The 23,729-nt window shown below is 66.4% G+C and carries 18 protein-coding genes and 1 pseudogene; 11 read left to right on the top strand and 8 right to left on the bottom strand.

The annotated features are described in order from the left end of the window. Positions 1 to 81 precede the first annotated feature (81 nt). The 4 genes from BN976_RS15960 (at position 82) to BN976_RS15945 (ending at position 5,291) form a co-directional block, all read left to right on the top strand. On the top strand, positions 82 to 987 hold the full coding sequence (locus BN976_RS15960) for a LuxR C-terminal-related transcriptional regulator (RefSeq protein ID WP_036371911.1): 906 nt from the start codon (positions 82 to 84) through the stop codon (positions 985 to 987). An 87-nt stretch (positions 988 to 1,074) separates the two neighbouring features. Beyond that, positions 1,075 to 2,364, top strand: coding sequence for a cytochrome P450 (locus tag BN976_RS15955; RefSeq protein WP_036371909.1), 1,290 nt, complete (start codon positions 1,075 to 1,077; stop codon positions 2,362 to 2,364). After that, the gene (locus BN976_RS15950) at positions 2,361 to 3,935 is read left to right on the top strand and encodes an acyl-CoA synthetase (RefSeq protein WP_011781150.1); all 1,575 of its coding nucleotides are present in this window, start codon (positions 2,361 to 2,363) and stop codon (positions 3,933 to 3,935) included. Before BN976_RS15955 ends, BN976_RS15950 begins: the two co-directional genes overlap by 4 nt. Positions 3,936 to 4,115: 180 nt before the next feature. Then, the gene (locus BN976_RS15945) at positions 4,116 to 5,291 is read left to right on the top strand and encodes a TetR/AcrR family transcriptional regulator (protein ID WP_036371905.1); all 1,176 of its coding nucleotides are present in this window, start codon (positions 4,116 to 4,118) and stop codon (positions 5,289 to 5,291) included. 24 nt (positions 5,292 to 5,315) lie between these two features. Here BN976_RS15945 and BN976_RS15940 read toward each other — a convergent pair whose 3' ends face one another. Both BN976_RS15940 and BN976_RS15935 read right to left on the bottom strand, forming a co-directional pair. Beyond that, a complete protein-coding gene (locus BN976_RS15940) occupies positions 5,316 to 6,698 on the bottom strand; it encodes an NAD(P)/FAD-dependent oxidoreductase (RefSeq protein ID WP_036372320.1) in 1,383 nt (460 codons plus the stop codon). Between the two features lie 101 nt (positions 6,699 to 6,799). Further along, positions 6,800 to 7,693 carry a helix-turn-helix domain-containing protein gene (locus BN976_RS15935; protein WP_049778136.1) on the bottom strand — a complete coding sequence of 298 codons (894 nt, stop codon included), beginning with the start codon at positions 7,691 to 7,693 and terminating at the stop codon, positions 6,800 to 6,802. Between the two features lie 179 nt (positions 7,694 to 7,872). Here BN976_RS15935 and BN976_RS15930 point away from each other — a divergent pair, with 179 nt between their 5' ends. Continuing rightward, positions 7,873 to 8,634 (top strand): SDR family NAD(P)-dependent oxidoreductase, encoded by a 762-nt coding sequence (locus tag BN976_RS15930; RefSeq protein ID WP_036371904.1) that lies wholly within the window; start codon positions 7,873 to 7,875, stop codon positions 8,632 to 8,634. 106 nt (positions 8,635 to 8,740) lie between these two features. After that, positions 8,741 to 9,775 carry an alpha/beta fold hydrolase gene (locus BN976_RS15925; RefSeq protein WP_036371901.1) on the top strand — a complete coding sequence of 345 codons (1,035 nt, stop codon included), beginning with the start codon at positions 8,741 to 8,743 and terminating at the stop codon, positions 9,773 to 9,775. A gap of 24 nt (positions 9,776 to 9,799) precedes the next feature. Here BN976_RS15925 and BN976_RS15920 read toward each other — a convergent pair whose 3' ends face one another. Genes BN976_RS15920 through BN976_RS15895 form a run of 6 tightly spaced genes read right to left on the bottom strand, consistent with a single transcriptional unit; the run spans position 9,800 to position 16,952 of the window. Beyond that, the gene (locus BN976_RS15920; RefSeq protein ID WP_036371899.1) at positions 9,800 to 10,570 is read right to left on the bottom strand and encodes an SDR family oxidoreductase; all 771 of its coding nucleotides are present in this window, start codon (positions 10,568 to 10,570) and stop codon (positions 9,800 to 9,802) included. A gap of 37 nt (positions 10,571 to 10,607) precedes the next feature. Continuing rightward, a complete protein-coding gene (locus BN976_RS15915) occupies positions 10,608 to 11,687 on the bottom strand; it encodes a 3,4-dihydroxy-2-butanone-4-phosphate synthase (RefSeq protein WP_036371897.1) in 1,080 nt (359 codons plus the stop codon). Further along, entirely contained in the window at positions 11,674 to 12,192 is a 519-nt protein-coding gene (locus tag BN976_RS15910) for a flavin reductase family protein (protein WP_036372316.1), read from the bottom strand. The genes BN976_RS15915 and BN976_RS15910 overlap by 14 nt, the downstream gene beginning before the upstream one ends. A 16-nt stretch (positions 12,193 to 12,208) precedes the next feature. After that, complete coding sequence (locus BN976_RS15905; protein ID WP_036371895.1) at positions 12,209 to 13,264, bottom strand: alpha/beta fold hydrolase; 1,056 nt, start codon at positions 13,262 to 13,264, stop codon at positions 12,209 to 12,211. A 13-nt stretch (positions 13,265 to 13,277) separates the two neighbouring features. Beyond that, positions 13,278 to 15,812 (bottom strand): FAD-binding oxidoreductase, encoded by a 2,535-nt coding sequence (locus BN976_RS15900; RefSeq protein WP_011781160.1) that lies wholly within the window; start codon positions 15,810 to 15,812, stop codon positions 13,278 to 13,280. A 30-nt stretch (positions 15,813 to 15,842) separates the two neighbouring features. Further along, positions 15,843 to 16,952: an LLM class flavin-dependent oxidoreductase gene (locus BN976_RS15895; RefSeq protein ID WP_011781161.1), complete on the bottom strand. Its 1,110-nt coding sequence runs from the start codon at positions 16,950 to 16,952 to the stop codon at positions 15,843 to 15,845. Positions 16,953 to 17,240: 288 nt separating this feature from the next. Here BN976_RS15895 and BN976_RS15890 point away from each other — a divergent pair, with 288 nt between their 5' ends. The 5 genes and pseudogenes from BN976_RS15890 to BN976_RS34775 all read left to right on the top strand — a co-directional run bounded on the left by BN976_RS15890 (position 17,241) and on the right by BN976_RS34775 (position 23,715). Continuing rightward, positions 17,241 to 18,182 carry an enoyl-CoA hydratase gene (locus BN976_RS15890; protein WP_086008439.1) on the top strand — a complete coding sequence of 314 codons (942 nt, stop codon included), beginning with the start codon at positions 17,241 to 17,243 and terminating at the stop codon, positions 18,180 to 18,182. Positions 18,183 to 18,201: 19 nt separating this feature from the next. Continuing rightward, positions 18,202 to 19,461 (top strand): acyl-CoA dehydrogenase, encoded by a 1,260-nt coding sequence (locus tag BN976_RS15885; RefSeq protein ID WP_036371892.1) that lies wholly within the window; start codon positions 18,202 to 18,204, stop codon positions 19,459 to 19,461. Position 19,462: 1 nt separating this feature from the next. Beyond that, a complete protein-coding gene (locus BN976_RS15880) occupies positions 19,463 to 20,560 on the top strand; it encodes an acyl-CoA dehydrogenase family protein (protein ID WP_036371890.1) in 1,098 nt (365 codons plus the stop codon). Continuing rightward, a pseudogene (locus BN976_RS34780) lies at positions 20,452 to 22,086 on the top strand (long-chain-fatty-acid--CoA ligase); the annotation flags it as partial. The gene BN976_RS15880 and the pseudogene BN976_RS34780, both read left to right, overlap by 109 nt. Before the next feature lie 15 nt (positions 22,087 to 22,101). Next, on the top strand, positions 22,102 to 23,715 hold the full coding sequence (locus BN976_RS34775; RefSeq protein WP_036372314.1) for an AMP-binding protein: 1,614 nt from the start codon (positions 22,102 to 22,104) through the stop codon (positions 23,713 to 23,715). The last annotated feature ends 14 nt before the right edge of the window (positions 23,716 to 23,729 follow it).

Raw genomic sequence — 23,729 nt, 5'->3', positions numbered from 1 at the left:
TCATTAATTCACTTACTATGGATGGGCAGTCAGCCGTCCCCCACTCTGCGGCACTGATACGAGGTACCGGAGGAGGACTCCATGGCCAGTGCGCCCCGGCAGGCCGGACGGATGGACACCGCGCTCGCAACCCTGAGGGACGCGATCGCCGAACTCGAGGAGATCGACGACACCGCCCACCTGCTGGCGCGGGCCGCGGTCGCGACAACGACCCTGGGCTTCGACCGCGCGATGATCTCGTCGGTGTCCGGCGGGACATGGGTGCCGGTCGCGGGCCACATCGAGCGGGACCCGGCGTGGGCATCTCAGATCGTCGCGGCCGGGCAGGCCCGTCCCGAGGTCATCGATACCTCGCTGCCCGAGGCCGAGGTGATCCGTAGACGGAAGGCGATCTTGGTCGACGACGTCAGCAAGCTGCCCCGCTGTTACGCCGCGATCATCGAAATCTCAAAGGGAAGGCGCTATGTCGCCGCACCCATCCTCGCCAATCGGACCGTGATCGGATTCATCCATGCCGACGCGTTCTACCGGTCCCGCACGTTCACCGACACCGACATGCAGCTGATGGGTCTGTTCGGTGAGTTCCTGGGCGCCGCCATGTCCCGGGTGAGGATGCTGGACGACCTGCGCGTGCTGCGCGGCGAGCTCGACGGAATCTCCACACGAATCGCCGACCTGGAGCGCAGCTGGTGCGGTCAGCCGCATCCGTCCGGCCGACCCGGCTGGAACGTCACCACGGAACGGGCCCAGCCACCCGGTGCACGGGCTCCCTCGGGGCGGGCCCACTCGCTCACCCGCAGAGAGCTCGAGGTGCTGGAGTTCGTCGCAGAAGGTGCCACCAACGCACGGATCGCACGTGCCTTGACCATCTCGGAGGGAACGGTCAAAGGGCACATGAAGCACATCCTCCGCAAGCTGGGTGCGGCGAATCGCGCCGAAGCGGTCTCGCACTGGCTTCGCCTGAACTCACCGTCCGGCCGTCCGTAGGGGATGCAAACAGACCCTGTTGGAGAGATGTCAGCAGACCGCACGTCTTCGACACTGAATACACACCGAGCGTGCACTGGAGGCGCAATGCAGATCGACGAGTATCTGGCCGCAACATCCGACAACAAGCCCGACCACTGCGATATCGACATATCGCGCAAGGCGTTCTGGGCCCGCCCTGCCGACGAGAAGATGGAGATCTTCGCAGCGCTGCGCGCCGAGCATCCGGTGTCGTGGCAGCGTCCGATCGAAGGCGCCGTGGTACCTGACCCTGACGACCCCGGGTTCTGGGCGGTCGTCCGCCATGCGGACATCAGACAGGTCAGCCACGACAATCGGACCTTCATCTCGGGGCAGGGCGTCATGTTCGACCGCCTCCCCCCGCTGTTCCTTGAGATGGCGCTGTCGTTTCTGGCGATGGACCCGCCCCGCCACGACAAGCTGCGCCGGCTGGTCAACAAGGCGTTCACGCCCCGGCAGATCACCCGCATCGAGGACAAGATCGACCTCGTCGCCAAGGAGGTCGTCGACGGGTTCATCGCCGATCCCACCGGCGAGATCGAGTTCATGGATCGCTGTGCGAGTCGGCTCCCCCTGCGGATGTTCTGTGAGATGTTCGGCGTGCCCGATCATCTCGAGGAGCGGACCGTCGAGCACGTCATCGGCTCGGTGTCCTGGTCGGACGAGGAGATCCTGGCTGGGCGCAGCGCCGCCGACATGCAACTCGAATCGATCGGCGGGCTGCACCAGGTGGCGCAGGAGATCATCGAAATGCGCCGGCAACAGCCGGGGGACGACATCATTTCCTCACTGGTGCACGCTGAGATCGACGGACAGATGCTCACCGACTTCGAGATCTCGTCGTTCTTCTGCCTGTTGTCCGGCGCGGCCACCGACACCACCAAGACGACGCTGGGTCACGCTGTGCGTGCGCTGTCGCTGTTCCCCGAGCAGCACGCGTGGCTGCTCGAGGACTTTGACAATCGCATCGGCACCGCGGTAGAGGAGTTCATCCGTTGGGCCACACCACTGTTGACGTTCACCCGCACAGCCGCCGTGGAAACCGAGCTGGGCGGCCGGCGAATCATGCCGGGTGACAGGGTGGTGATGATCTACCAGGCAGGCAATTTCGACGAAGACGTATTCGACCGCCCGCGCGAGCTCGATCTGTCGCGGTCCCCCAATCCGCATGTGAGTTTCGGTGGGGGCGGCGTGCACTATTGCCTCGGAGCCAATCTGGCCCGGTCGATGCTGCGCGCCGAACTGCGCGAGTTGCTGCTTCGGATAACCGAATTCGAGACTGACGCGCCGGACATGCTGGCCACCAATTTCATTCACGGCCTGAAGCGACTGCCCTTCCGGTTCACGCCGCAATGAGCGACGGGATGTATCTGACCCAGGGGCTGCATCGATCCCTGCGCGCCACCCCGGATGCCACGATGACGATCTGCGGCGAGCGGGTGCGCACGTTTGCCGACGTCGGTGACCGGGTCAGTCGGCTGGCCGGGGGCTTTCGGTCATTGGGCGCGAGCCCGGGTGACCGGATCGCCATCCTGTCGTTGAACTCCGACCGCTATCAGGAGTCACTGCTGGCCACGGTGTGGTCCGGATGCGTGACGAACCCCGTCAACATCCGGTGGAGTGCAGCCGAGATAGCCTACGCCCTACGCGACTCGGACTCACGAATCCTGCTCATCGACGATGCGTTCCTGCCGATGCTCCCTGAACTGCGCCGCGAGTTCCCCGGTTTGGGCGACGTCATTCACTGCGGCGACGGTGTGGCACCCCCGGAATGCCTTGCCTTCGAAGACCTGTTGGGTGTCAGTGATCCGGTAACCGACGCGCACCGCAGCGGCTCCGATCTGGCCGGGGTCTTCTACACCGGCGGCACCAGCGGCCACCCGAAGGGTGTGATGCTGACCCACGACAACCTGATGACGTCAGCCATGGGCGCGCTTGCATCGGGGTTCTTTCTGACCTCGGGCGGGCCGCTGCTGCATGCCGCACCGATGTTCCATCTCGCCGATCTCGCCATTTGGCTGGAGCAGGTGATCCGCGGTGGGACACACGTGTTCATCCCGTCGTTCAAACCCGAGGGTGTGCTCGACGCGCTGCAGCGGCATCGAGTGAGCGATCTGTTGCTGGTTCCGACGATGGTTCAGATGCTTGTCGACCATCCGGCGTTGCCCGTTTACGACACCAGCGCTCTTCAGATGGTCATGTACGGCGGGTCACCGATCGCAGCGGCTCTGCTCGAGCGGGCTTCGAAGCGGTTGCCGACTGCGTCCTTTGTTCAGGCCTACGGGATGACCGAGGTGTCGCCGATCGCCACGCTGCTCTCACCGCGGGACCACGACGATCCGGTTTTGCGCCGGTCGGGCGGCGTCGCGGCGCCGCACTCCGAGGTGCGGATCGTCGACGAGGACGACGTCGAAGTTCCCCGCGGCGACGTCGGGGAGATCACGGTCCGCGGCGGGCATGTGATGGCGGGGTATTGGGGCCGGCCGGAGGACACCGCGACCGCGCTGCGCGGGGGGTGGATGCACACCGGGGACGCCGGCTACATGGATGAGCGTGGCTATGTGTTCGTCGTGGATCGCATCAAGGACATGATCGTTTCCGGCGGGGAGAACGTGTACTCGGTCGAGGTGGAGAACGCGTTGGCGCGCCATCCCGCGGTGGCCGCGTGCGCGGTGATCGGGGTGCCCGACGAGCGATGGGGTGAGCGGGTGCACGCCGTCGTGGTGCCGTCGGCGGAGGGAGGCGCCGACGCCCGGAATCTGGATCCCGAGGAACTGCGGGAATTCTGCAGATCGCTCATCGGCGGCTACAAGGTTCCACGGACCGTCGAGGTCGTCGCGGCGCTGCCCCTGTCGGCCGCCGGTAAGGTGCTCAAACGCGAGCTCCGGGCCAGGTACTGGGAAGGCTCGGACCGCTCCGTCGGCTGAACCGGCAGGCCGGATGCCCCCCAATTATGTCACTTGACAATACGCCCGCTACATTAGCGGCTCGGAATTAAAGAGCCGGTCAGCGTGGATGCAACACACGCCGATGTATTTGGGTAGTATCGCCATTGCATCAGTCGGGGAGGAAGGGGGTCAGCACGCGTGGCGGAGCCCGTCGTTCCCATGGTCCGGCGCAGACCGAAGGACCGCAAGCAGCAGATCCTCGACCAGGCCGTCCGGCTGTTCATCGACCGGGGCTTTCACTCGGTGAAACTCGAGGACATCGCCGAGGCATCCGGAGTCACCGCGCGGGCACTGTATCGCCACTACGACAATAAGCAGGCCTTGTTGGCCGCGGCCATCCGCGCCGGCCAGGAGCAGTACCAGAGCGCCCGACCGCCCGCCGGCGGTGAGGCGGAATCTCCTCACAAAGCCCTGAGCGCCGAGCTACCGGATCTCGTCACCGCGGCCGTCGCATCCCGATCGCTGACGGTGCTCTGGCAACGCGAAGCCCGCTACCTCGACGCTGCAGAGCGGGCCGAGGTGCGACGGCGCATCCACGCGATCGTCACCGGCATCGAGCAGAGTCTCCGCGTCGAGGTGCCGGACCTGAGCCCGAGACACGCGGAGCTACGCGCGTGGGCGGTGTCGAGCGTGATCACCAGCCTGGGCCGGCACAGTCTCACCCTGGCGAAGGACGAGCTCCACCGACTCCTGTTCGGAGCGTGTATGGCGGTCGCACGGACTCCCCCCGTAGGCCCCCTGGAGCCTGACGTTGCGCCGCCGAACGACGAGCGCGCTCTGTTCTCCCGACACGAAACCCTGCTGGCGGCCGGGGCGCGACTGTTCCGCGCACAGGGTTACCCGGCCGTGAGTACCAGTGAGATCGGGAAAGGGGTGGGAATCGCCGGTCCGGGCCTGTACCGCTCGTTCTCCTCCAAACAGGCGATCCTCGACGCCCTCATCACCCGCCTCGACGAGTGGTGGAGCCTCGCCTGCATTCGGGTTCTACGCACGGATACCGAAGCGGCGGAATGCCTTCGCGCACTGGTCGCTGGACGCGTCCAGATCAGCCTGGACGATCCCGATCTGGTCGCCATGTCGGTCACCGAGCTCTCCTTCGCGTCCGAGGAGGTCCGGGACCGGTACATGAGAAATCAAGCCGACCGTGAGGCGGTGTGGATCGAACTCATCGGCAAGCTCGTCCCCCAGACCGCCCCTGCCGAGGCCCGACTGCTGGTGGGCGCTGCGAACAGTTTCATCGATGACGCCGTCCGGACCTGGCACCTCACCCGCTACGCCGGGATAGCCGATGAGATCACCGCCATCACACTGTCGATTCTCACCAGCAGACAGTGAATCCCCTCGGACCAGGTGGCCGGCTTACGCACGAACCGGTCGGACCTGGTGTGCTGCTGGTGAACTCGGCAACAGCGCCTTGACCGCGACGGCCGGCCGCATCAGGGTCTTCGGCGCCCGCTGCAGGTGCATCACATCGATGAACTCGCGCGCGATCTCAGCGTCCCGCCAGGTCATCTCCGTCACCTTTCCGAGGTACCAGCTCGCCAGCCTGGACACCAACCGGCCACCCCCGCCGGCGGAGACCGCGCCGTAGTCCTCCACCGTCGAGGTGAACCAGCACTCGTCGAGGAATCGGCCGTAGGCGCGGTGGAAGCGCTTGGCGAAGCCGTCTATCCGCCCGGCGCCTGAGGCTGCCCGCTGCTCGGTCAGGCACCGGTCCAGGATGCTCGCGCCGATGGCCCCGTGCGACATCCCCTGCGCGTACAACGGATTCAAGGAGGTGTTGGCATCTCCGATGACCACCAAACCGTCTGGCGCGGAAGCCAACCGGTCGTAGTGGCGGCGCAGATTCGCCGGGAAGCGCCAGCGATGCACGTCGTCGACACAGGTCGCCTCGCTCAGCGCCTCGTAGAGGTCGGGAACCGGCAGACCCTTTGTCCATTCCAGGAAACCGGCGATGTCTCCCCCGGCGAAATCGCCCTGCCAGCCGAGCAGGGTCACGATCCAGCGACCGCCCTCGGTGGGCAACAGCGCCGCGGTCCGGGTGGCCGGCGGCCTCGAATGGATCAGCATCGCCTTCCAGTCGCGACCGTCGGCCGGCGGAGTGAACAGCGTCGTCGAATAGCCGATATCGACATGGAGCTCACTGACTTCGGGCTCCCCGAAGCCCAGGGCACAGAGGCGCTTCGGGGTTTCGGAGTTTCTTCCGCTGGCGTCGATCACCAGATCGGCCGCCAGGAACGTGTCGTCATCGAGCTCGACACCGATTATCCGGTTGCCCTCGGCCCGGTACCCCGTGGCTTTGACATTCTGTAGCACCGACACATTCGGCACCTGCGACAGTCGTTGCCGGAGGTTCAGTTCGAGGAAGCCTCTGGTCTGGCACAGCATCGTCAGCCCACTCTCGAACCGCTTCTTCCAGCCTCCCGAGTGATACCAGCAGATGTCGTTGGCCATGTCCACCTCCACCGAACCCTTGGCCAACAGATCGGCCGTCAGCCCGGGGAAGTAATGGTTGAACACATTTTGCCCACCGCGCAGCAGGATATGGCCGTGGTGCGACTGCGGTGCACCCTTGCGCCACACCGGATCGCCGGGCAAGCTGTCCCGTTCGATGGTCGTCACCGTGTCGAAATGCCTTGCCGCTACTGCTGATGCGACCAGGCCAGTGGTGCTCGCACCGATCACGATCGCGTGCCGTCCCGCGAATCCGCCGAACCGGACGTCGTCCTTGCCAGTGATCACCACAAACCTCCGAGCCTCGATGCACACGTCGCCTGAAGTCTGCGCGACGCGGCCATGCGCGGTCTTGGACGGCCTTGCGAGGTTCTCGGTTCCGGCTTGCGCTAGTCGGAAGATCTCCGTAACTCGGCCGGGGTGATGTCGAACGCGCGCCGAAAGGCCCTCGTCAGATGGCTCTGGTCACAGAAACCGGTCACGCCCACGACCTCTTTGAGCGGCATGTCGCTGTGCAGGACGAGGTGACGCGCACGCTCGATGCGTCGCCGTTGAACGTATGCATGTGGCGGAGCGCCGAACCGCTTCTTGAACAGGCGCGCGAAATGGTACTGGCTCAGCCCGGCCACGCGGGCGAGCGAGCTGAGGCAAAGGTCGGAGTCAAGATTGTGCTCGATGTAGTCGGTAACCTGCTGTGCCTGAGCGGCATTCAGGGCACCTGGGTGACGGTGCGCCCGAAGACGGGACTCGGCATGGTGGCGCAGCAAATGCACACAGAGTTGAGTGACCAGCGCGTCACGGTAGAGCGCCGCTCCGAATTCATCACGCCGCAGTTCCGTTGCCAACAGGAACAATCCGTGATGAATCACGGAATCCTGCACCTGGAAGGATTCGCGGATCGTCACGCTGTCGACGTGGTGGTCGAAGACCTCGGAGGCGAAATCGGCGAACCGCCGCTCATTCAGATACAACACCGTGGCCTGGAAACCTCTACTCCATTGCCATGTCGACTCGTAGCCGGGCCGCAGGATGGAGAAATCGCCGGGGCTCATCTGGGCGCGGCTGCGAATCGCACCGCAGCGCAGCGCGATCTGTGCACGGGACTGCCATCCGATGACGGCGATGTCGCGAAGCGGTGGGACCTGCGTCTGGTGCGAATGGAACTGGTAGACGCGCAGGTCAGCGCCAGGCAACTGGCCGTCGCGGGTGGCCAGCACCAACCTGGCGGGAACCCGGCGATCAACTCCCGTGGCATCCACGTCGTTCACACCTTGGGCGGCCATCGCACCTCCGACACAGCTTCACATCCCCCGGACAGTGTAGTTGCGCAGGACACGGTCGGGCCGCGAATTGGACCCTCTTGCCTTCGCTTTGTACGCCGTTGCGCCCGACCACATCGCAACGCGCAACGCCACTAATGTCAGTGCCGCTCAACGGTGAATCGGCTGTCAGGAGAAGCTCGGTGGATGATCGCTATATCGACACCACGGTGCTGGTGACCGGTGCGGCCTCCGGTATCGGCCGTGCGATCGCGTTCGCAGCGGCGCGCGAGGGCGCCAGACTCATCCTCGGCGACGTCACCGTCGACAGATTGGCCGACGCCGCCGAGGAACTGAGGGCGCGCGGCGCTCAAGTCGTGCATGCCCGATGCGACATCACGAGCACCGCGGACCTCGAGAGCCTCGTTCAGCGGGGATCACACGAGCTCGGGCCGGTCGATGTCGCGTTCGCCAACGCCGGCGTCCTCGGCTCACCGGGGGATGTCTGGTCCTACTCCGAGGACGAGTTCACCCGGATTCTCGACATCAATGTCACCGGCACCTGGAGGACCGTCCGCGCGGTATTGCCCACCATGATCGAGAGACGCCGGGGAATCATCGTCGCCACCGCGTCTGCGGCCGGGCTGATCGGGCCGGCCGGTCTTCCTGCCTACGTCGCGAGCAAGCACGCCGTCGTCGGGCTGGTGAAGTCGACGGCCATGAATGTCGCGGCGCACGGTATCCGGGTGAACGCGCTGTGCCCCCACATGGTCGACACGCCGATGCTCGACAAGGTGAGTCACGAGATCCCCGGCCTTCGAGAGTCGTTGGACCAGCAGACACCGCTCGGACGGGTGGCCACCTCTGAGGAGGTCGCGCGCTCCGCGCTCTGGCTCGGATCGGATGAGTCCAGTTTCGTGACCGGGCACGCGCTGCTCGTAGACGGCGGTCTGGTGGCGCAGTAGCCGTGTCCGAATCGCCGGAAACACAAGCCCGCCTGGCACTTCTGGCAGCGGCCGAATGGGCTGACGATGACCTATCCAGCAATCACCACGGAGAAATGAGCACGAATTGATCCACAGGAACATCGACTGCAACGGCACCCGCATCCACGCCGTCGAGCAGGGGTCCGGTCCACTGGTCATCCTCCTGCACGGCTTCCCGGAATCGTGGTACTCCTGGCGGCATCAGATTCCTGCACTGGCGAATGCCGGCTACCGGGTGGTCGCCATCGATCAGCGCGGCTTCGGACGGTCGTCGAAATTCCGGGTCAACGATGCCTACCGCATCGACCGGGTCGTCGCCGACGTAGAGGCGCTGATCGACGCCTTCGGGGAGGAGCAGGCCGTGGTGATCGGCCACGACTGGGGCGCCCCGGTCGCGTGGACCTTCGCCTGGCTGCACCCTCAGCGATGCAGAGGCGTTGTCGGCGTGAGTGTTCCGTTCGCGGGACGGGGCCTGATCGGACTGCCCGGATGTCCCTTCGGGGAGACCCGCCCACGCGATTACCACATCGAACTCGCGGGACCCGGCCGCACCTTCTATCAGGATTACTTCTCCGCGCAGGACGGAATCCTCTACGAGATCGAAGAAGACCTCCGCAAGTGGTTCCTCGGACTCACCTACACGGTGTCCGGCGATGCCGTGGCGGCGGCCATCGCCGACGGACACGTGCCTCCCGCGGATCCGGTAGAGGCGCTGCGCTACGGCCCGCTGTGCATGGTCGAGGGCGCGCGACTCGACGACGCGTTCGTATGGCCGGAGTCGATGCCGCAGTGGTTCACCGAAGACGACCTGAACTTCTACGTCAACGAATTCGAGTGTTCCGGGTTCGCCGGGGGCCTGGCGTTCTACCACAATGTCGACGCCGGCTGGGAGGTACTCGACGGCGTCGAGAACCAGCCGTTGACGCCGCCGGCCATGTTCATCGGCGGCGAGTACGACATCGCCACCACCTGGGGCGCCGAGGCGATCGCCCGCGCCGACGAGAAGATGCCCGACTACCGCGGAAGTCACCTCATCGCGGGCGCCGGGCACTGGATCCAGCAGGAGAGGCCTGCCGAGACGAACCAGTTGCTGCTGGAGTTCCTCGGGCAACTGCAGTAGCCCAGGCCACGGCGCCGGGTGCCGTCACCACAGCGCGGCGAGGGTCCCGCCGTCGGCGAGCTGAGCCGTCCCGTTGACCATCGAGGCCGCGTCGGACAGCAGGAACGCGACAACACCTGCCATCTCCGCCGGGCCGGCCATCCTCCCCTGCAGGCGTCCGATCATCGTCGCGGCACCTCCGTCACCGAGGGCCTCGTCGAACATCGTCATCGCGGTCTGCTGCATCGGGGTGTCGACGAACGCCGGAAGCAGCGCATTGGACCGTATGTTGGCAGCACGCATTTCGGCGGCGGTGATCCGGCTGAGATGGATGATCCCGGCCTTGGACATGCCGTATGCGGCGGTCCCGGCAGCAGCGACAAGGCCACCGAGCGAAGACATGTTGACGATGGCGCCGCCACCGCGCTCGGCCATCCTCGGCGCCGCGTGCTTGGTGCACAGCCACGCGCCCCGCAGGTTGATCCCGATGATCCGGTCGAAGTCGTCGACCGTCGTCTCGGTGAGCGGCGCGAAATGCACCACACCGGCATTGGCCACGAGTTTGTCGACCCCACCGAAGGCCGCGACGCAGGCCTCGACCATACCCACCACTTGCGGCTCGTCGCTCACGTCGACGGCGTAACCGACAGCGCCATTACCGATGGCCGCTGCTGCGGCATCGGCTGCGGCGCCGTCGATGTCCGCACACACCACCCGGCAACGCTCGGCGGCCAGACGCTCGGCGATCGCCAGCCCGATTCCGGCGCCCGCCCCCGTCACGATCACGGCCTTGTCGGCCAGGTCTGGATACGTCATCGCCTCATCCTCGTATCACGTTGCACCCTGGAGCTTCTCACGCTGCGGTGCGGTTCTGGCGGAGGGCGCCGAACATCACGAGCCCGTATCCCGGCGCATCGTCGGCGAGCCTGAGGGAGTACACGCCGAGATCCCGGAGGATCCATGCGACGGTGTCCGAAAGCAGATCCGGGCTGGGCGAGTGATCGGGCCGGGGTAGGCCGCAGGCGCGCAGCGACCCGGGGGGACGTAGGTAGACGATCACCCCGCCGCCCTGGGCGCTCATCGTGGCGACGGCGCTGTCGAGCTCGGCTCCGCAGTGGCAGACCGTCGAGCCGAACACGTCGCCGGTGAGACATTCGACGTGCACGTGCAACGGAACCGGCTCCCCGGAACCGACCGAGCCGATGACGAGGACGAGATGCTCGGCGCCCCCGTGAACATCTCGGAACCCGATGACCCGGTGCGTGCCGCCGCCGGTCGGCAGGACGGTTTCGGCGAGCCGGACGACCTGGCGCTCGGTGCGACGGCGGTAGGCCACCAGCTCGCCGATCGAGACGGTCGCCAAGCCGTGCTCGAGTGCGAACTCCACCGGTTCGGTACCGCACGCGATCGTGGCAGGGTGATTCCTCGACACGATCTCGCACAGCCCGGCCGCCTGGCGTCGCCCCGAAAGACGTGCCAGGTCCACCGCTGCCTCGACCGCTCCGGGGCTGCCCAACACCCCATCGGCGTTGGCCTGCACCGGGATCACGTGGCCGGGGCGACGGAAGTCACCCGGTTGGGCATGCTCGGATGCCAGCGCCGCGATCGTCCGGGCGCGGTCGGTCGCCGAGATCCCGGTGCCGTTGCCGCCGGCATCCACCGCGACCCGCTGGGCCGCAGCGTGCGAGCCATCGGGATCGGCTGAGCACATCGGCGGCAGGTCGAGCCGCGCACATTCGGAAAGTGGGAGCGCGACGCGGACCAGCCCCGAGGTGTGTCGCACGGTGAACGCGAGGATGTTCGGGGTTGCGGCGTCGGCGGCGAAGACCAGATAGCCGGCGCCGTCGCGCTCGGTATCGGCGGTCACCACGACCGGCCTGCCTTCCGCGACTGCATGGATCGCCCGCCGCACCCGCAGGTCAGTGGTCCTCATTCCGCTCCTCCATGACCATCGCCAGACGACGGAACCGGCTGCCGTGGAACACCAGCGGCGGCGTGCTCGGCGCGGCACCCAGTGCGCAGATCTCCAGCAGCACGATGGTGTGATCGCCTGCCCCCACCTCGGCGTACACCCGGCAGTCCCACCACGCGCTCGCGCCGTCGACGAACACTCCCCCGCTGGGCAACTCGGCCCATGACACCCCGGCGAACCGGTCACCGACCTTGCGCGACAAGCTGATCGCAGCCTCGGTGTGGTCCTCGGCCAGCACGCTCAGACCGAGGCGAGGCTGGTTGCGCAACCGCGGCCACGTCGTCGAGGTGTTCTGCACGCAGATCGATGCGAGCGGAGGGTCGATCGAGACCGGGGTGAACGAACTCGCCGCCATCCCCACCGGCTCACCGTCGATGATCGCGCAGACGGCGGTAACCCCGGACGGGAAACAGCCGAACGCCCGCCGCAGTTCCGTCCCGTCGGCGGGGCAGTCTCTGAGTTCCATCGACACAACCGCCCTCCTATCCCAGCCCACGCAGGAAGTCGAGAAGCAGCCGGTTGGTCTCCTCGGGGGCCTCCTGCTGAATCCAGTGCCCCACGTCGGGCACCATGTGCGTCCCGCAGTAGTTCGGCATCACCTCGGGTGCGCGTTCGAGGGCCTCGGCTCCCCATGTGGTACCGACGTCGTACTGTCCGCCGATGAACACCGCCGGCGGGGTCAGCGGGGTGCCTGCCTGCTCGGCGAGGTCGTGCCAGTCGTTGTCGATGTTGTGGTAGAAGCTCAGCGGACCGCCGAACCCGGAACGCTCGAATTCGCCTGTGTAGAAATCGAGATCGTCCTCGGTGAACCAGTCCGGCATCGTCTCGGGATAGCTGAAGGCGTCCTTGAGCCTGGCGCCCTCGGCCATGCACAGCGGGCCGGCCCGGATCACGTCGATCGGGTCCATCGATTCCAGGTCGACCCCGACGTCGACGGCGGCCTTGGTCGCCGCGATCATCCCGTCACCCGACACCGTGTAGGTCAGGCCCCACAACCATCCGCGCAGATCCTCCTCGATCTCGGCGATGATGCCGTCCTGCGCCGAGAAGTAGTCCTGGTACCAGACGCGCCCCGGACCGGCCAGCTCCAGGTGGTAGTCGTCAGGGCGGTGCTCCCCGAACGGACTGCCCGGCAGCCCGATCACGCCACGGCCGGCGAAGGGCACACTGATGCCGGCGACTCCCGCGCAGCGTTGCGGGTGCAGCCAGGCGAAGGTCCAGGCCACCGGAGCGCCCCAGTCGTGGCCGACCACGACCGCCCGCTCGACGCCGTAGGCATCGATGACGCCGACGATGTCGCCCACCAATTCCTTGATGCGATAGGCCTTCTGCACGCGGTACTTCGAGGAACGCCCGTAACCGCGCTGGTCGATCGCGACCACGCGGTAGCCCGCCGCGGCGAGTGCCGGAATCTGGTGACGCCAGGAGTACCAGGACTCCGGGAACCCGTGGATCAGCACCACGAGCGGCCCCTCCCCCTCCTCGACGGCGTGGATCCGGGTGCCACGGCAGTTCAGCATCCGATGGATCTGCGACATCTGCGCCTCTTCTCTAGTGGGTGCGGGTTCCGACGAGACCGACGGACAGTTCCTCGGTTCGCACCAGGTGGTCGACGGGTGGAACGGTGCGGTTCTCGTAGTTGCGGGCGATCAGCGTCTTCTGGCCCGACAGCCTGGTTCTGGCCCATTTGCCCAGTACCTTCCCGGCGACCTTGGGGGTCATCAACGCAGCCGGTGGCCTGACCAGGTGAACGACGGCGAGGAACTCGCCGTAGGTGTCGGGGTCGTCGTGAACCAGCTCCATGACGCGGTCCATGTACCAGGTGAGCGCCCGGAAGTAGAAGGGCCGCTTCTTGTCCACGTCCTTGAGCCAGTCGAAGCGCAGGTTCTGCTCTCGGATCACGAACCACGCCGTGTCGGCCATCTTGGCGATCCGACGGAAATAGCGGCGCGGTAGTTCCGGGTGGCCGGGGCCGTACTTGGCGAGCAGGAGCGCCATCTCGCGGACTTCCTTGAGTGCCAGGGTCATTCCCAGCCCCGACACCGGGTCGGCGCTGGTGTAGGCGTCGCCGACGACCAGCAGTGCGCGCGGCAGGTTCCGCTTCTTCTCGTAGTGCAGACGCAACATGTTCGGGTAGCGGAAGTTGTAGATCGGCGAGGCCGGCTCCAGCCCGTCGATGTTCTCCCCGACCACGGGCGAGGGCATCAGGTCGGCGAACTCGCGGAACTCGCGTGCGGTCCGCGGGGGCGAATAGCAGTTGTAGGCAACCAGGGTGGTGGACAGGATGGTGCGTGAGCTGTCCGTATAGTACTGCGCGGCGTAGGTGTCCTCGTACGGGCGGTACGCGTAACAGATCATCATCACCTTGTCGTCCCACTGCCGTTCCGGTGGCACGCGGTGGTACATGGTGGAGTAGAAGCAGTTGATGATGTCCTGCTCGACCTCGGGCGCCCCGACCCCGACGCGGTCGAGGAATTCCGGGACGTGAGTGTTCTTGCCCGAAGCGTCCACCACGAATTCAGCTGGTATGACCTCGAGTTCAGGTCCACCGCGGTCGACCGCGACACCGACGACGGTGTTGTTGTCGCGGTCGTAGACCAGGTCGGCCACCTCGGATTCGTAAAGGAAGCTGATGCGGGGTTCATCGTCCAGACGCCGGCGCACGCACCACTCGAGCAGGGGACGACCGGCACAGACGATCTGGATGTCACCCGTACCGGGCTTCTTCCAGCTGCCGCCGAGTCGGATCCGGTACTGGGCTGCCATGTCGACGTCGAAGGCACCCTCGCGCACCATGTCGTCGATGATGCCGGGAAACAGACGCTCCAACTCGATGCGGCCCGCGGTGAGAAGGTGGTGCAGATGCCAGCCCTGCGCGGCGCCCGACCTACCTTCACGACGACGGTGCGGTTCGTCCTTCTCAAGGACGACGACCCGCTCGAAGGACTCGCTGAGCACCTTGGCCGCGGCGATGCCCGCGATGCTGCCGCCGACGACGACCGCGGTCCCGTGGCCGCACCGGCGCACGTCGGCCAGGTCGAGCGTCGCGTAGTCGAGGTGTGGCCGACTGCGCCGGGGGCCGCTCCCGCTCGCGACGAACTTCTCGTAATACAGCCCGACACCGTGGATTCCGTGCTCGTCCAGCCAGTTCCGGGTGGCCTCGATCATGGGTCCCGGCCCGCACAGGTAGACATCGGCGTCCCCGCCGAGCATGCCGGTGTCGAGCAGGTCGGTCACCAGCCCCACCGCGCCGTCCCATGTCGGATCGGGGCGGGCGACGACGACGTGCACTTGAAGGCCGGGGATGCGGCGCTCGAGTTCCGCGAGTTCGTGCTGCTTGCAGAGGTCCTCGACACCGGTCACCCCGTAGAGCAGGTGGATCGGCTGTCCGATGGCTGCATCCAGGCTCTGAGCCATCGCCAGGATCGCCGAGAGGCCGGTGCCGCCTGCCACCAGGACCACCGGCCGCACCACCGGGCGCAGATGGAAGCCGCCCTTGCTGCACCGCAGCGCGATGCGGTCACCCGGTTTCGCCCTGTCCCGCAGATAGTTCGACATCACCCCGTCGGGAAGCAACCGGATGATGAACTCGAGTTCGGTGCGTCCGTCGGCGGGATGGGCGTAGGAGTAGTTGCGCCAGACGTCGGTACCGGGAACCTGCAGCTGTGCGAACTGGCCCGGCATGAAGTCGATCGCACCCATCTCGGAGATGTCGATGCGCAGCAGCGCGGTCGACGACGACACCCGATCGATCCCGGTCACAGTTCCGTGCCCGGTGACCAGCCGTGCTGCATTGTCGTCGGCCGGATACTGCAACTCGATACGACAGTCGGTTCGCGCAAACGTCTGGCACGTCAGTACCTTGCGCGCGTCCCGCTCGACATCGGAGAGCCCTTCCGTGCGTCCCATCTCGTAATCACCCGACGAGCACGTGGCCACACAGGTGCCACAGATCCCGCTCTGGCATTCGTTGACGATCGCGATGCCGTGTTCCTCGGCTGCCTCCAGAATCGTCTGCTCCGGTTTCACCGGCATCGCCGCGTGCGTGCCGTCGGAGTATCCGACGGTGACCTGACGAACCACCACAGGCTCAGCTCCTTCGTGTGGGTGTGGGGGCTAGACGAGCGCGATGCGCGGCTTCTTGGCGATACGCGCGTTGAGTCGGGGCATGACCTCCTCGGCCAGCAGCCGCATCGACTCCTTCCACGGACCCGGGTCATCGCGGTAGTCGAAGCCCAGGATCAGCAGGTGACCGAACCCACCGACCTGGTCGTAGGTCGCTTCCAGTTTGTCCACCACGGTCTCGACCGAACCGACCACGAACGTGTTCTCGGCGAGATACTCCGGGGTCACGTCGTCGTCGGGCACCGAGGGGTTGTGCTTGTAGAACTTCGTCATGCCGAACATCCGGAACGTCGGGAGCACGTACTCACGCATGTTTCGCCCCATCATGCCGTCGACCGCGTAACGGAACGCCTGTTCGTCGGTTTCGGCGACGACGACCTCGCGTACGAGGCGCCAATCGCGGCGATCCGGCGTCCGTCCGCTGCGGGCGGCGCCTTCGAGTACGGCATCCCAGTGGGTCGCGACGTAGTCCGTGTTGAGGTCGAGGCTCATCGGCAGGTAGCCCCGTTCCCCGGCGAGTTTGAGTGTTTCCGAGCCCGCACTGAATCCGGTGACCCCGATCGGCGGGTGCGGCGCCTGGAACGGCTTGATGTGCCGTCTCATCAGGCCCTCGAACATCGGCGCAATACCGTTGGCGTTCCAGTACTTTCCGCGAAACTCCCACGGATCGTCCTCGGTCCAGACCTTGAGCATGATCTCGAGTGCTTCTCGGGTCATCTCGCGGTGCTCGCCGTTCTGCCCGTCGACATCGAACAGGGCCCAGTCACCCGGGATGCCACTGGCACCCACACCCAGCATGAACCTGCCCTGCGCGAGGTGATCGAGATAGGCGACCCGGTGGGCCAACTCCACCGGGTGGTGGTAGGGCAGCAGATGAGCGCCCGGGGCGAGCTTGATCGACTTGGTGCGCAGCAGTGCCTGCGCCAGCAACAGGTCGGGAGCGCAGATCGGCTCCCACGGAACGGTGAAGTGCTCACCGACCCACGCCTCCACGTAGCCCAATTCATCGGCGAGCTCGATGATTTCGAGGTCCCATTGCGTCGCGTCGTAGAGGCTCCGCTCCGGCGGGTGCGCCGGCATGAGAAATATCCCGATCTCCATCTTCAACCTTTCTCAGTCTTGACCTAGAGCCGAACACCGCGGTGACGATCCGGCATCTTCGGCGTCCCTCATTGCGACGTACAACACAGTACTAACAAGATACATCGCCGAGCGCAAGAGGCGGTTGTCTTGGCGATTTATCTAGCAAGAAGATCCTAATTTGCGTATCGGTTATGGACATTTGCCGTTTGAACCACGTAGCCTCCTGAAGGTCGGACGCACCGTGAGCAGCACGGGGCGGTCACGACCAGCCGGATCGCCCGAGGACACCGCGTCCGTGACGGCCGGATCGCTTTCTCATCCCATGAAGGGAGTACTGCAGTGCAGGACTTCGACACCCTGTTCACGTACCTGCGCTACGAGCTCGTCGAGCAGGGCCGGGTCGCGGTCATCACGCTCGATCGCCCGAAACAACGCAATGCGCAGAACCGCGGGATTCTCGTCGAGCTGGGTTCGGCGTTCGAGCTCGCCGAGGCCGACGACACAGTCCGCGTGGTGATCCTGCGGGGCGCGGGTCCGTCATTCTCCGCAGGACACGACCTCGGCTCCTCCGACGACGTCCGCGAGCGTGCACCGGGCCCGGGCCAACACCCCACGTATCAGTGCAACGGTGGGACGTTGGGCGGCGTGGAGTCTCGGCACCGGCAGGAATGGCACTACTTCTTCGAGAACACCAGGCGATGGCGCAATCTGCGCAAGATCACCATCGCCGAGGTCCATGGAATGGTGCTTTCGGCCGGCCTGATGCTGGCGTGGTGTTGCGATCTCATCGTCGCGGCCGAAGACACCGTGTTCGCCGACGTGGTGGGAACCCGGCTCGGCATGTGCGGTGTGGAGTTCTTCGGGCATCCGTGGGAGTTCGGACCCCGCAAAGCCAAAGAGTTGCTGCTCACCGGGGACGCACTCGGCGCAGACGACGCCCATGCCATCGGGATGGTGAGCAAGGTTTTCGGCAACGACGAGTTATCGGACCGTGCAGTCGAATTCGCCGGCCGAATCGCCAAACTGCCGACAGCCACCGCCCTGTTCATCAAGGAGTCGGTGAACCAGTCCGTCGATGCCATGGGCTTCTCCAGCGCACTCGACGCCTGCTTCTCGATCCATCAGCTCAACCACGCGTACTGGGCCGAGATCACCGGCAACCCGCTGGGCATCGGAACCGTCGAAGACGGCCTGGAGGACTGGCAGATCGCGCCGGAGATACTGCCCGCCACCAAGAACCGCCCCTGACCCGAAGGGAGACACAGAAGTGGACGTCGACTACCCGCCGCAAGCCGAGGCGTTCCGCGACCGGATCCGCGCGTTCCTCGCCGAACACCTGCCACCGGACTGGTCCGGCGGCGGCGCGCTTGCACCCGAGGAGCGCGCGGCGGTGGCGCGACGCTGGCGCCAGTCGCTTGCCGCGGCGGGCCTCGTCGCGGTCTCCTGGCCCAAAGCCTATGGTGGAGCCGGTCTTTCGGTGATCGAGCAGGTGGTGCTGGACGAGGAGTTCGCCCGGGCCGGCGCACCCGAGCGCGCCGAGAACGACCTGCTGGGAATCCAACTGCTCGGCAACACATTGATCGCCCTGGGCACAGAGGAGCAGAAGAGGCACTTCCTGCCACGCATCCTGTCCGCCGAGGACCGCTGGTGCCAGGGCTTCTCCGAGCCCGAAGCGGGCTCGGACCTGGCGTCCGTGCGAACCAGGGCTGTGCTCGACGATGACGAATGGGTGATCAACGGCCAGAAGATCTGGACCTCGGCCGGACCCACCGCGAACTGGATCTTCGTGCTGGCCCGCACCGACACCGAGGCCCCCAAGCACAAGGGACTCTCCCTGTTGCTGGTGCCGATCGACCAGCCGGGCGTCGTCGTCCGTCCCATCGTCAACGCGGCCGGGCATGCGTCGTTCAGCGAGGTGTTCTTCACCGACGCGCGCACCCCGGCGGTGAACGTGGTCGGCCGGGTCGGCGACGGATGGCCTGCCGCGATGACGGTGCTCGGCTTCGAGCGCGGCTCCCAGGTCACCACGGCGGCGATCAACTTCGGTCGCGAGATGGACCGGCTGCGCGAGTTGGCCCGCGACCGGGGACTGCACACCGATGCGCGCATCCGCGACGGGTTGGCATGGTGCTATTCGCGGGTCCAGATCATGCGCTTCCAGGGGTACCGAGGACTGACGTCGTTGTTGGCCGGGCAGCGGCCCGGGCGGGAGGCGGCGATCAGCAAGGTCATCTGGAGCGAGTTCTTCCGCCGCTACACCGAGCTCGCAGTCGAGATCCTCGGTCTGGAGGCGCTCAGCCCCGCCGGTCCGGGCAACGGCGAGGCGCTGATCGTCCCGGAGCCGGGTACCCCGAACTCGGCAGCCTGCTGGATGGACGAGCTGCTCTACGCGCGAGCCTCGACCATCTACGCGGGCAGTTCGCAGATCCAGCGCAACGTGATCGGCGAACAACTGCTCGGGCTACCCAGAGAACCCCGGGTACCCGCCGGGCGCGTCCCCGAGCCGGCCGGGCGCGGGAGCAACTGACATGGATTTCCGCTATCACACCGAGCACGACGACCTGCGCGCCGCGCTGCGCGGGTTTCTGCACCAGACCGCTCCGGCCGCTCGGGTGCGCGAGGTGGCCGCCGGCGACGGCTGCGACATCAGTCTCTGGCGCCGGCTGTGCACCGAGTTGGAGCTGCCCGGGCTGCACCTGTCGCAGGAGCGCGGCGGGGCCGGGGGCAGCTTGGTCGAGGCGGCGATCGTCTTCGAAGAACTCGGGCGGGCGCTGACCCCGGTGCCGATGGCGGCCACGGTCTTCGCGATCGAGGCCGTGCTCCGGTTGGGTGACGATCGACAACGTTCCAGGCTGTTGCCGGCCCTGCTGTCCGGCGAGCGGATCGCGACGCTCGCCGCGGCCCGGCCCGACGCCCTGGACCCCGCACGGGTGACCGTGCGGGCCGACCGGCACGCCGGCCGGACCGAGCTCAGCGGGGAGTCCTCACCCGTGTTGCACGGTCATGTCGCCGACCTGTTCGTGGTGCCGGCCGTGGCCGACGGCGGGGTCGCGCTGTACGTCGTGGCCGCCGACGCCCCAGGCGTCACGGTGGACCGCCTGCCCTCCTTCGACACCACCCGGCCCGTCGCCAGGTTGCGGTTGCAGCAGGCGCCCGCCGAGCCACTTGTCGCAGGCCCGCACGACGGGATCGAGCGGGTGCTGGACACCGCGCGGGTACTCCTGTCGGCCGAGATGCTCGGGGGCGCCGAGGCATGTCTGGCAATGGCGGTCGAATACTCCTGCACCCGAGAACAATTCGACCGGCCGATCGGCTCGTTCCAGGCCGTCAAACACAGCTGCGCCGACATGATGATCGAGATCGACGCCACCCGCGCCGCGGTGATGTTCGCCGCCATGAGCGCGGCGGACCCCGACGAACTGCGGATCACCGCCCCGTTGGTCAAGGCGCAGGCCGCCGACACGTTCACACTGTGCGCGGGTGCGGCGTTCCAGGTCCACGGTGGCATCGCCTTCACATGGGAACACGACATGCACCTGTACTTCCGCAGGGCCAAGACGACCGAGGCATTGTTCGGCGGCAGCGCACACCACCGCAGCCTGCTCGCCGACCGCGTGGGCCTCTGACCCTCACCCGAGAGGAGCCGACGATGATCACCGGGATCACACTCAGCGATGCCCTTGCCCGCCATGCCGCGGTCAGGCCACACGCATGCGCTCTCGCCGACCCGAGGCGACACACGACGTTCGGTGAGCTCGACGAACGCGTGACCCGACTGGCGAGCGCGCTTGCGGCGCGCGGGGTTCGGTCCGGCGACCGGGTCGCCGTGCTCGGGCTCAACAGCATCGAGCTCGTCGAATCCTGGCTGGCCGCGCATCGACTGGGCGCCATCGCGGTGCCGGTGAACTTCCGGCTGGCCGCCGTCGAAATCGGCTACGTGCTCTCCGACAGTGCAGCCACCGCCATCGTCGTGGATGTGGCGCTGGAATCCATGGTGGTACAAGTCCGTCAGCAGGTACCGGCACTGCACACCGTCGTGACCATCGGCGGGAACCTGGAGCAGACCATCGCCGCGGCAGACCCCGATCTGCCGCAGTGCGCCGTCGCAGACGACGCACCGGCCTTCATCATGTACACCTCGGGCACAACCGGATTCCCGAAGGGCGCCGTGCTCACCCACCGCAACCTCTACCTGCACGCGTTCAGTTCGATCGCCACCCTCGGGCACCGCTCCGACGACGACTGCTGGATGGCGGTGGCACCGCTGTTCCACACCGCCGGGGTCTCCGGCATGTTGCCGATGTTCCTGACCGGCGGCAAAACCGTCATCCCACCGTCCGGCGGGTTCGACCCAGACGCCACGATCGCCACCGTCGTCGACGAGCAGGTCACGTCGTGCTGGATGACCCCGGCCCAGTGGCAGGCCGTCTGTGCGTTACCCGGCCTCGCCGCACACGACCTGTCCCGGCTACGCCGGGTGTGGTGGGGCGCCGCCCCGGCATCGACGACGTTGCTGCGCAACATGATCGACACGTTCACCGGCGCCGAGATCATCGCCGCATTCGGCCAGACCGAGTGCAGCCCGATCACTTGCCTGCTGCGCGGCGAGGATGCGATCGCCAAGATCGGTTCGGTGGGCACCCCGATGCTCAACGTCGAGGTGCGCGTGGTGGACGACGAGATGAACGACGTCGACCGGGGCGAGGTGGGCGAGATCGTGTATCTGGGGCCGCTGGTCATGAAGGAGTACTGGAACAAGGCCGCCGAGACCGCAGAGGCGTTCCGCGGCGGATGGTTCCATTCCGGTGATCTCGTCCGACAGGACGCCGATGGGTACTTCTACGTCGTCGATCGGAAGAAGGACATGATCATCTCGGGCGGCGAGAACATCTACAGCGCCGAGGTGGAGAACGTCGTCGCGACGCATCCGTTGGTCGCCGAGGTCGCGGTCATCGGTGTGCCGCACCCGAAATGGGGTGAGACCCCGGTCGCGGTGATCGTGCCGCGCGAGCCCACCGATCCTCCGACCGACGCCGAGATCGAGGCGCACTGCCGTGCGCAGCTCGCGTCGTACAAGCGACCGAAGTACGTCACGCTGGTCGACGTGTTGCCACGCAACGCCGCCGGCAAGGTCCTCAAGGGTCGACTGCGGGACGAGCACGCCACGCTGATCTCCTACAGTGCGGGCCCCACCGACGCCGCGCTGCTGGACGAGACGATCGGCACGAACTTCGAACGCACCGTGTCGCGGTATCCCGACAACGAGGCGCTCGTCGACGTCCCGAGTGGACGCCGGTGGACATACGCCGAACTCAATGCCGAAATCGACTCATTGGCGCGCGCTTTGATGGCCATCGGTATCGAGAAGGGTGATCGCGTCGGGATCTGGGCGCCCAACTGCCCGGAGTGGACGATGCTCCAGTACGCCACCGCAAAGATCGGCGCGATACTGGTCACGATCAACCCCGCCTACCGCACCCACGAGCTGGCCTACGTGCTGCGGCATTCCGCCGTCCGGCTGCTGGTGTCGGCGACCGAGTTCAAGACCTCCGACTACCGCGCCATGGTCGCAGAGGTGCGGCCGGAGCTACCCGGCCTGGCTGAAGTGCTGTTCCTGGCCACCGAGGACTGGGCACGGCTCGGCGAGAGGGCCGATCTGGTGTCCGAGGACGAACTGCGATGCCGGGTCCGGAGTTTGACCCCCGGCGACGCCATCAACATCCAATACACCTCAGGCACAACGGGTTCACCCAAGGGCGCGACACTGTCACACCGCAACATCCTCAACAACGGCTACTTCGTCACCGATCTGATCGACTTCGGCCCCGGTGACCGGCTCTGCATACCGGTGCCGTTCTACCACTGCTTCGGCATGGTCATGGGCAACCTCGGCTGCACGACGCACGGCGCCACCATGGTGATTCCGGCGGCGGGTTTCGATCCTGCGGCGACGTTGGCCGCCATCGAGAAGGAGCACTGCACAGCGGTTTACGGCGTGCCGACGATGTTCATCGCGATGCTGGGGCAGCCCGACCTCGCCGACTGCGACGTGACGTCGCTGCGCACCGGGATCATGGCCGGCTCGCCGTGTCCGGTGGAGGTGATGAAACGCTGCGTCAACGAATTGAACATGTCGGAGGTCGGCATCGCTTACGGCATGACGGAGACATCGCCGGTATCCTGCCAGACCCGGATCGAGGACGACCTCGATCGGCGTACCGCGACAGTCGGCCGCGCGCACCCACACGTGGAGATCAAGATCGTCGACCCCGACACCGGCGAGATCGTCAAACGCGGCACGGCCGGCGAATTCTGCACCCGGGGTTACTCGGTGATGCTCGGCTACTGGGGTGACGAAGACAGGACCAGGGAGGCTGTCGATGCCGACGGATGGATGCACACCGGCGATCTGGCCGTGATGCGCGACGACGGGTACTGCATGATCGTCGGCCGCATCAAAGACATGGTGATCCGCGGTGGCGAAAACGTCTACCCACGCGAAATCGAGGAGTTCCTGCACACCCATCCCGACATCGACGATGTCCAGGTGATCGGTGTGCCCGACGAGCGTTACGGCGAGGAGATCTGCGCCTGGATCAAGGTGCGAGCGGGCGCGGCACCGTTGGATGCCCGTGCCGTGCGAGACTTCGCTGTCGGGAAACTCGCGCACTACAAGATCCCCCGCTACGTGCACGTCACCGACGACTTCCCGATGACCGTCACCGGGAAGGTTCGCAAGATCGACATGCGCGCCGAGACGGTGCGGATCCTCGGGCTGTGACCGACAGCTGAGGT

The organism is Mycolicibacterium austroafricanum (assembly GCF_000612725.1).
GTDB lineage: Bacteria > Actinomycetota > Actinomycetes > Mycobacteriales > Mycobacteriaceae > Mycobacterium > Mycobacterium austroafricanum.
This window is presented reverse-complemented; position numbering and strand designations above follow the sequence as displayed.

Coding starts and splice junctions, on each gene's coding strand:
- BN976_RS15960 (WP_036371911.1), top strand. CDS start 82: ATGGCCAGTGCGCCCCGGCAGGCCGGACGGATGGACACCGCGCTCGCA.
- BN976_RS15955 (WP_036371909.1), top strand. CDS start 1,075: ATGCAGATCGACGAGTATCTGGCCGCAACATCCGACAACAAGCCCGAC.
- BN976_RS15950 (WP_011781150.1), top strand. CDS start 2,361: ATGAGCGACGGGATGTATCTGACCCAGGGGCTGCATCGATCCCTGCGC.
- BN976_RS15945 (WP_036371905.1), top strand. CDS start 4,116: ATGGTCCGGCGCAGACCGAAGGACCGCAAGCAGCAGATCCTCGACCAG.
- BN976_RS15935 (WP_049778136.1), bottom strand. CDS start 7,693: ATGGCCGCCCAAGGTGTGAACGACGTGGATGCCACGGGAGTTGATCGC.
- BN976_RS15920 (WP_036371899.1), bottom strand. CDS start 10,570: ATGACGTATCCAGACCTGGCCGACAAGGCCGTGATCGTGACGGGGGCG.
- BN976_RS15915 (WP_036371897.1), bottom strand. CDS start 11,687: ATGAGGACCACTGACCTGCGGGTGCGGCGGGCGATCCATGCAGTCGCG.
- BN976_RS15910 (WP_036372316.1), bottom strand. CDS start 12,192: ATGGAACTCAGAGACTGCCCCGCCGACGGGACGGAACTGCGGCGGGCG.
- BN976_RS15905 (WP_036371895.1), bottom strand. CDS start 13,264: ATGTCGCAGATCCATCGGATGCTGAACTGCCGTGGCACCCGGATCCAC.
- BN976_RS15895 (WP_011781161.1), bottom strand. CDS start 16,952: ATGGAGATCGGGATATTTCTCATGCCGGCGCACCCGCCGGAGCGGAGC.
- BN976_RS15880 (WP_036371890.1), top strand. CDS start 19,463: ATGGATTTCCGCTATCACACCGAGCACGACGACCTGCGCGCCGCGCTG.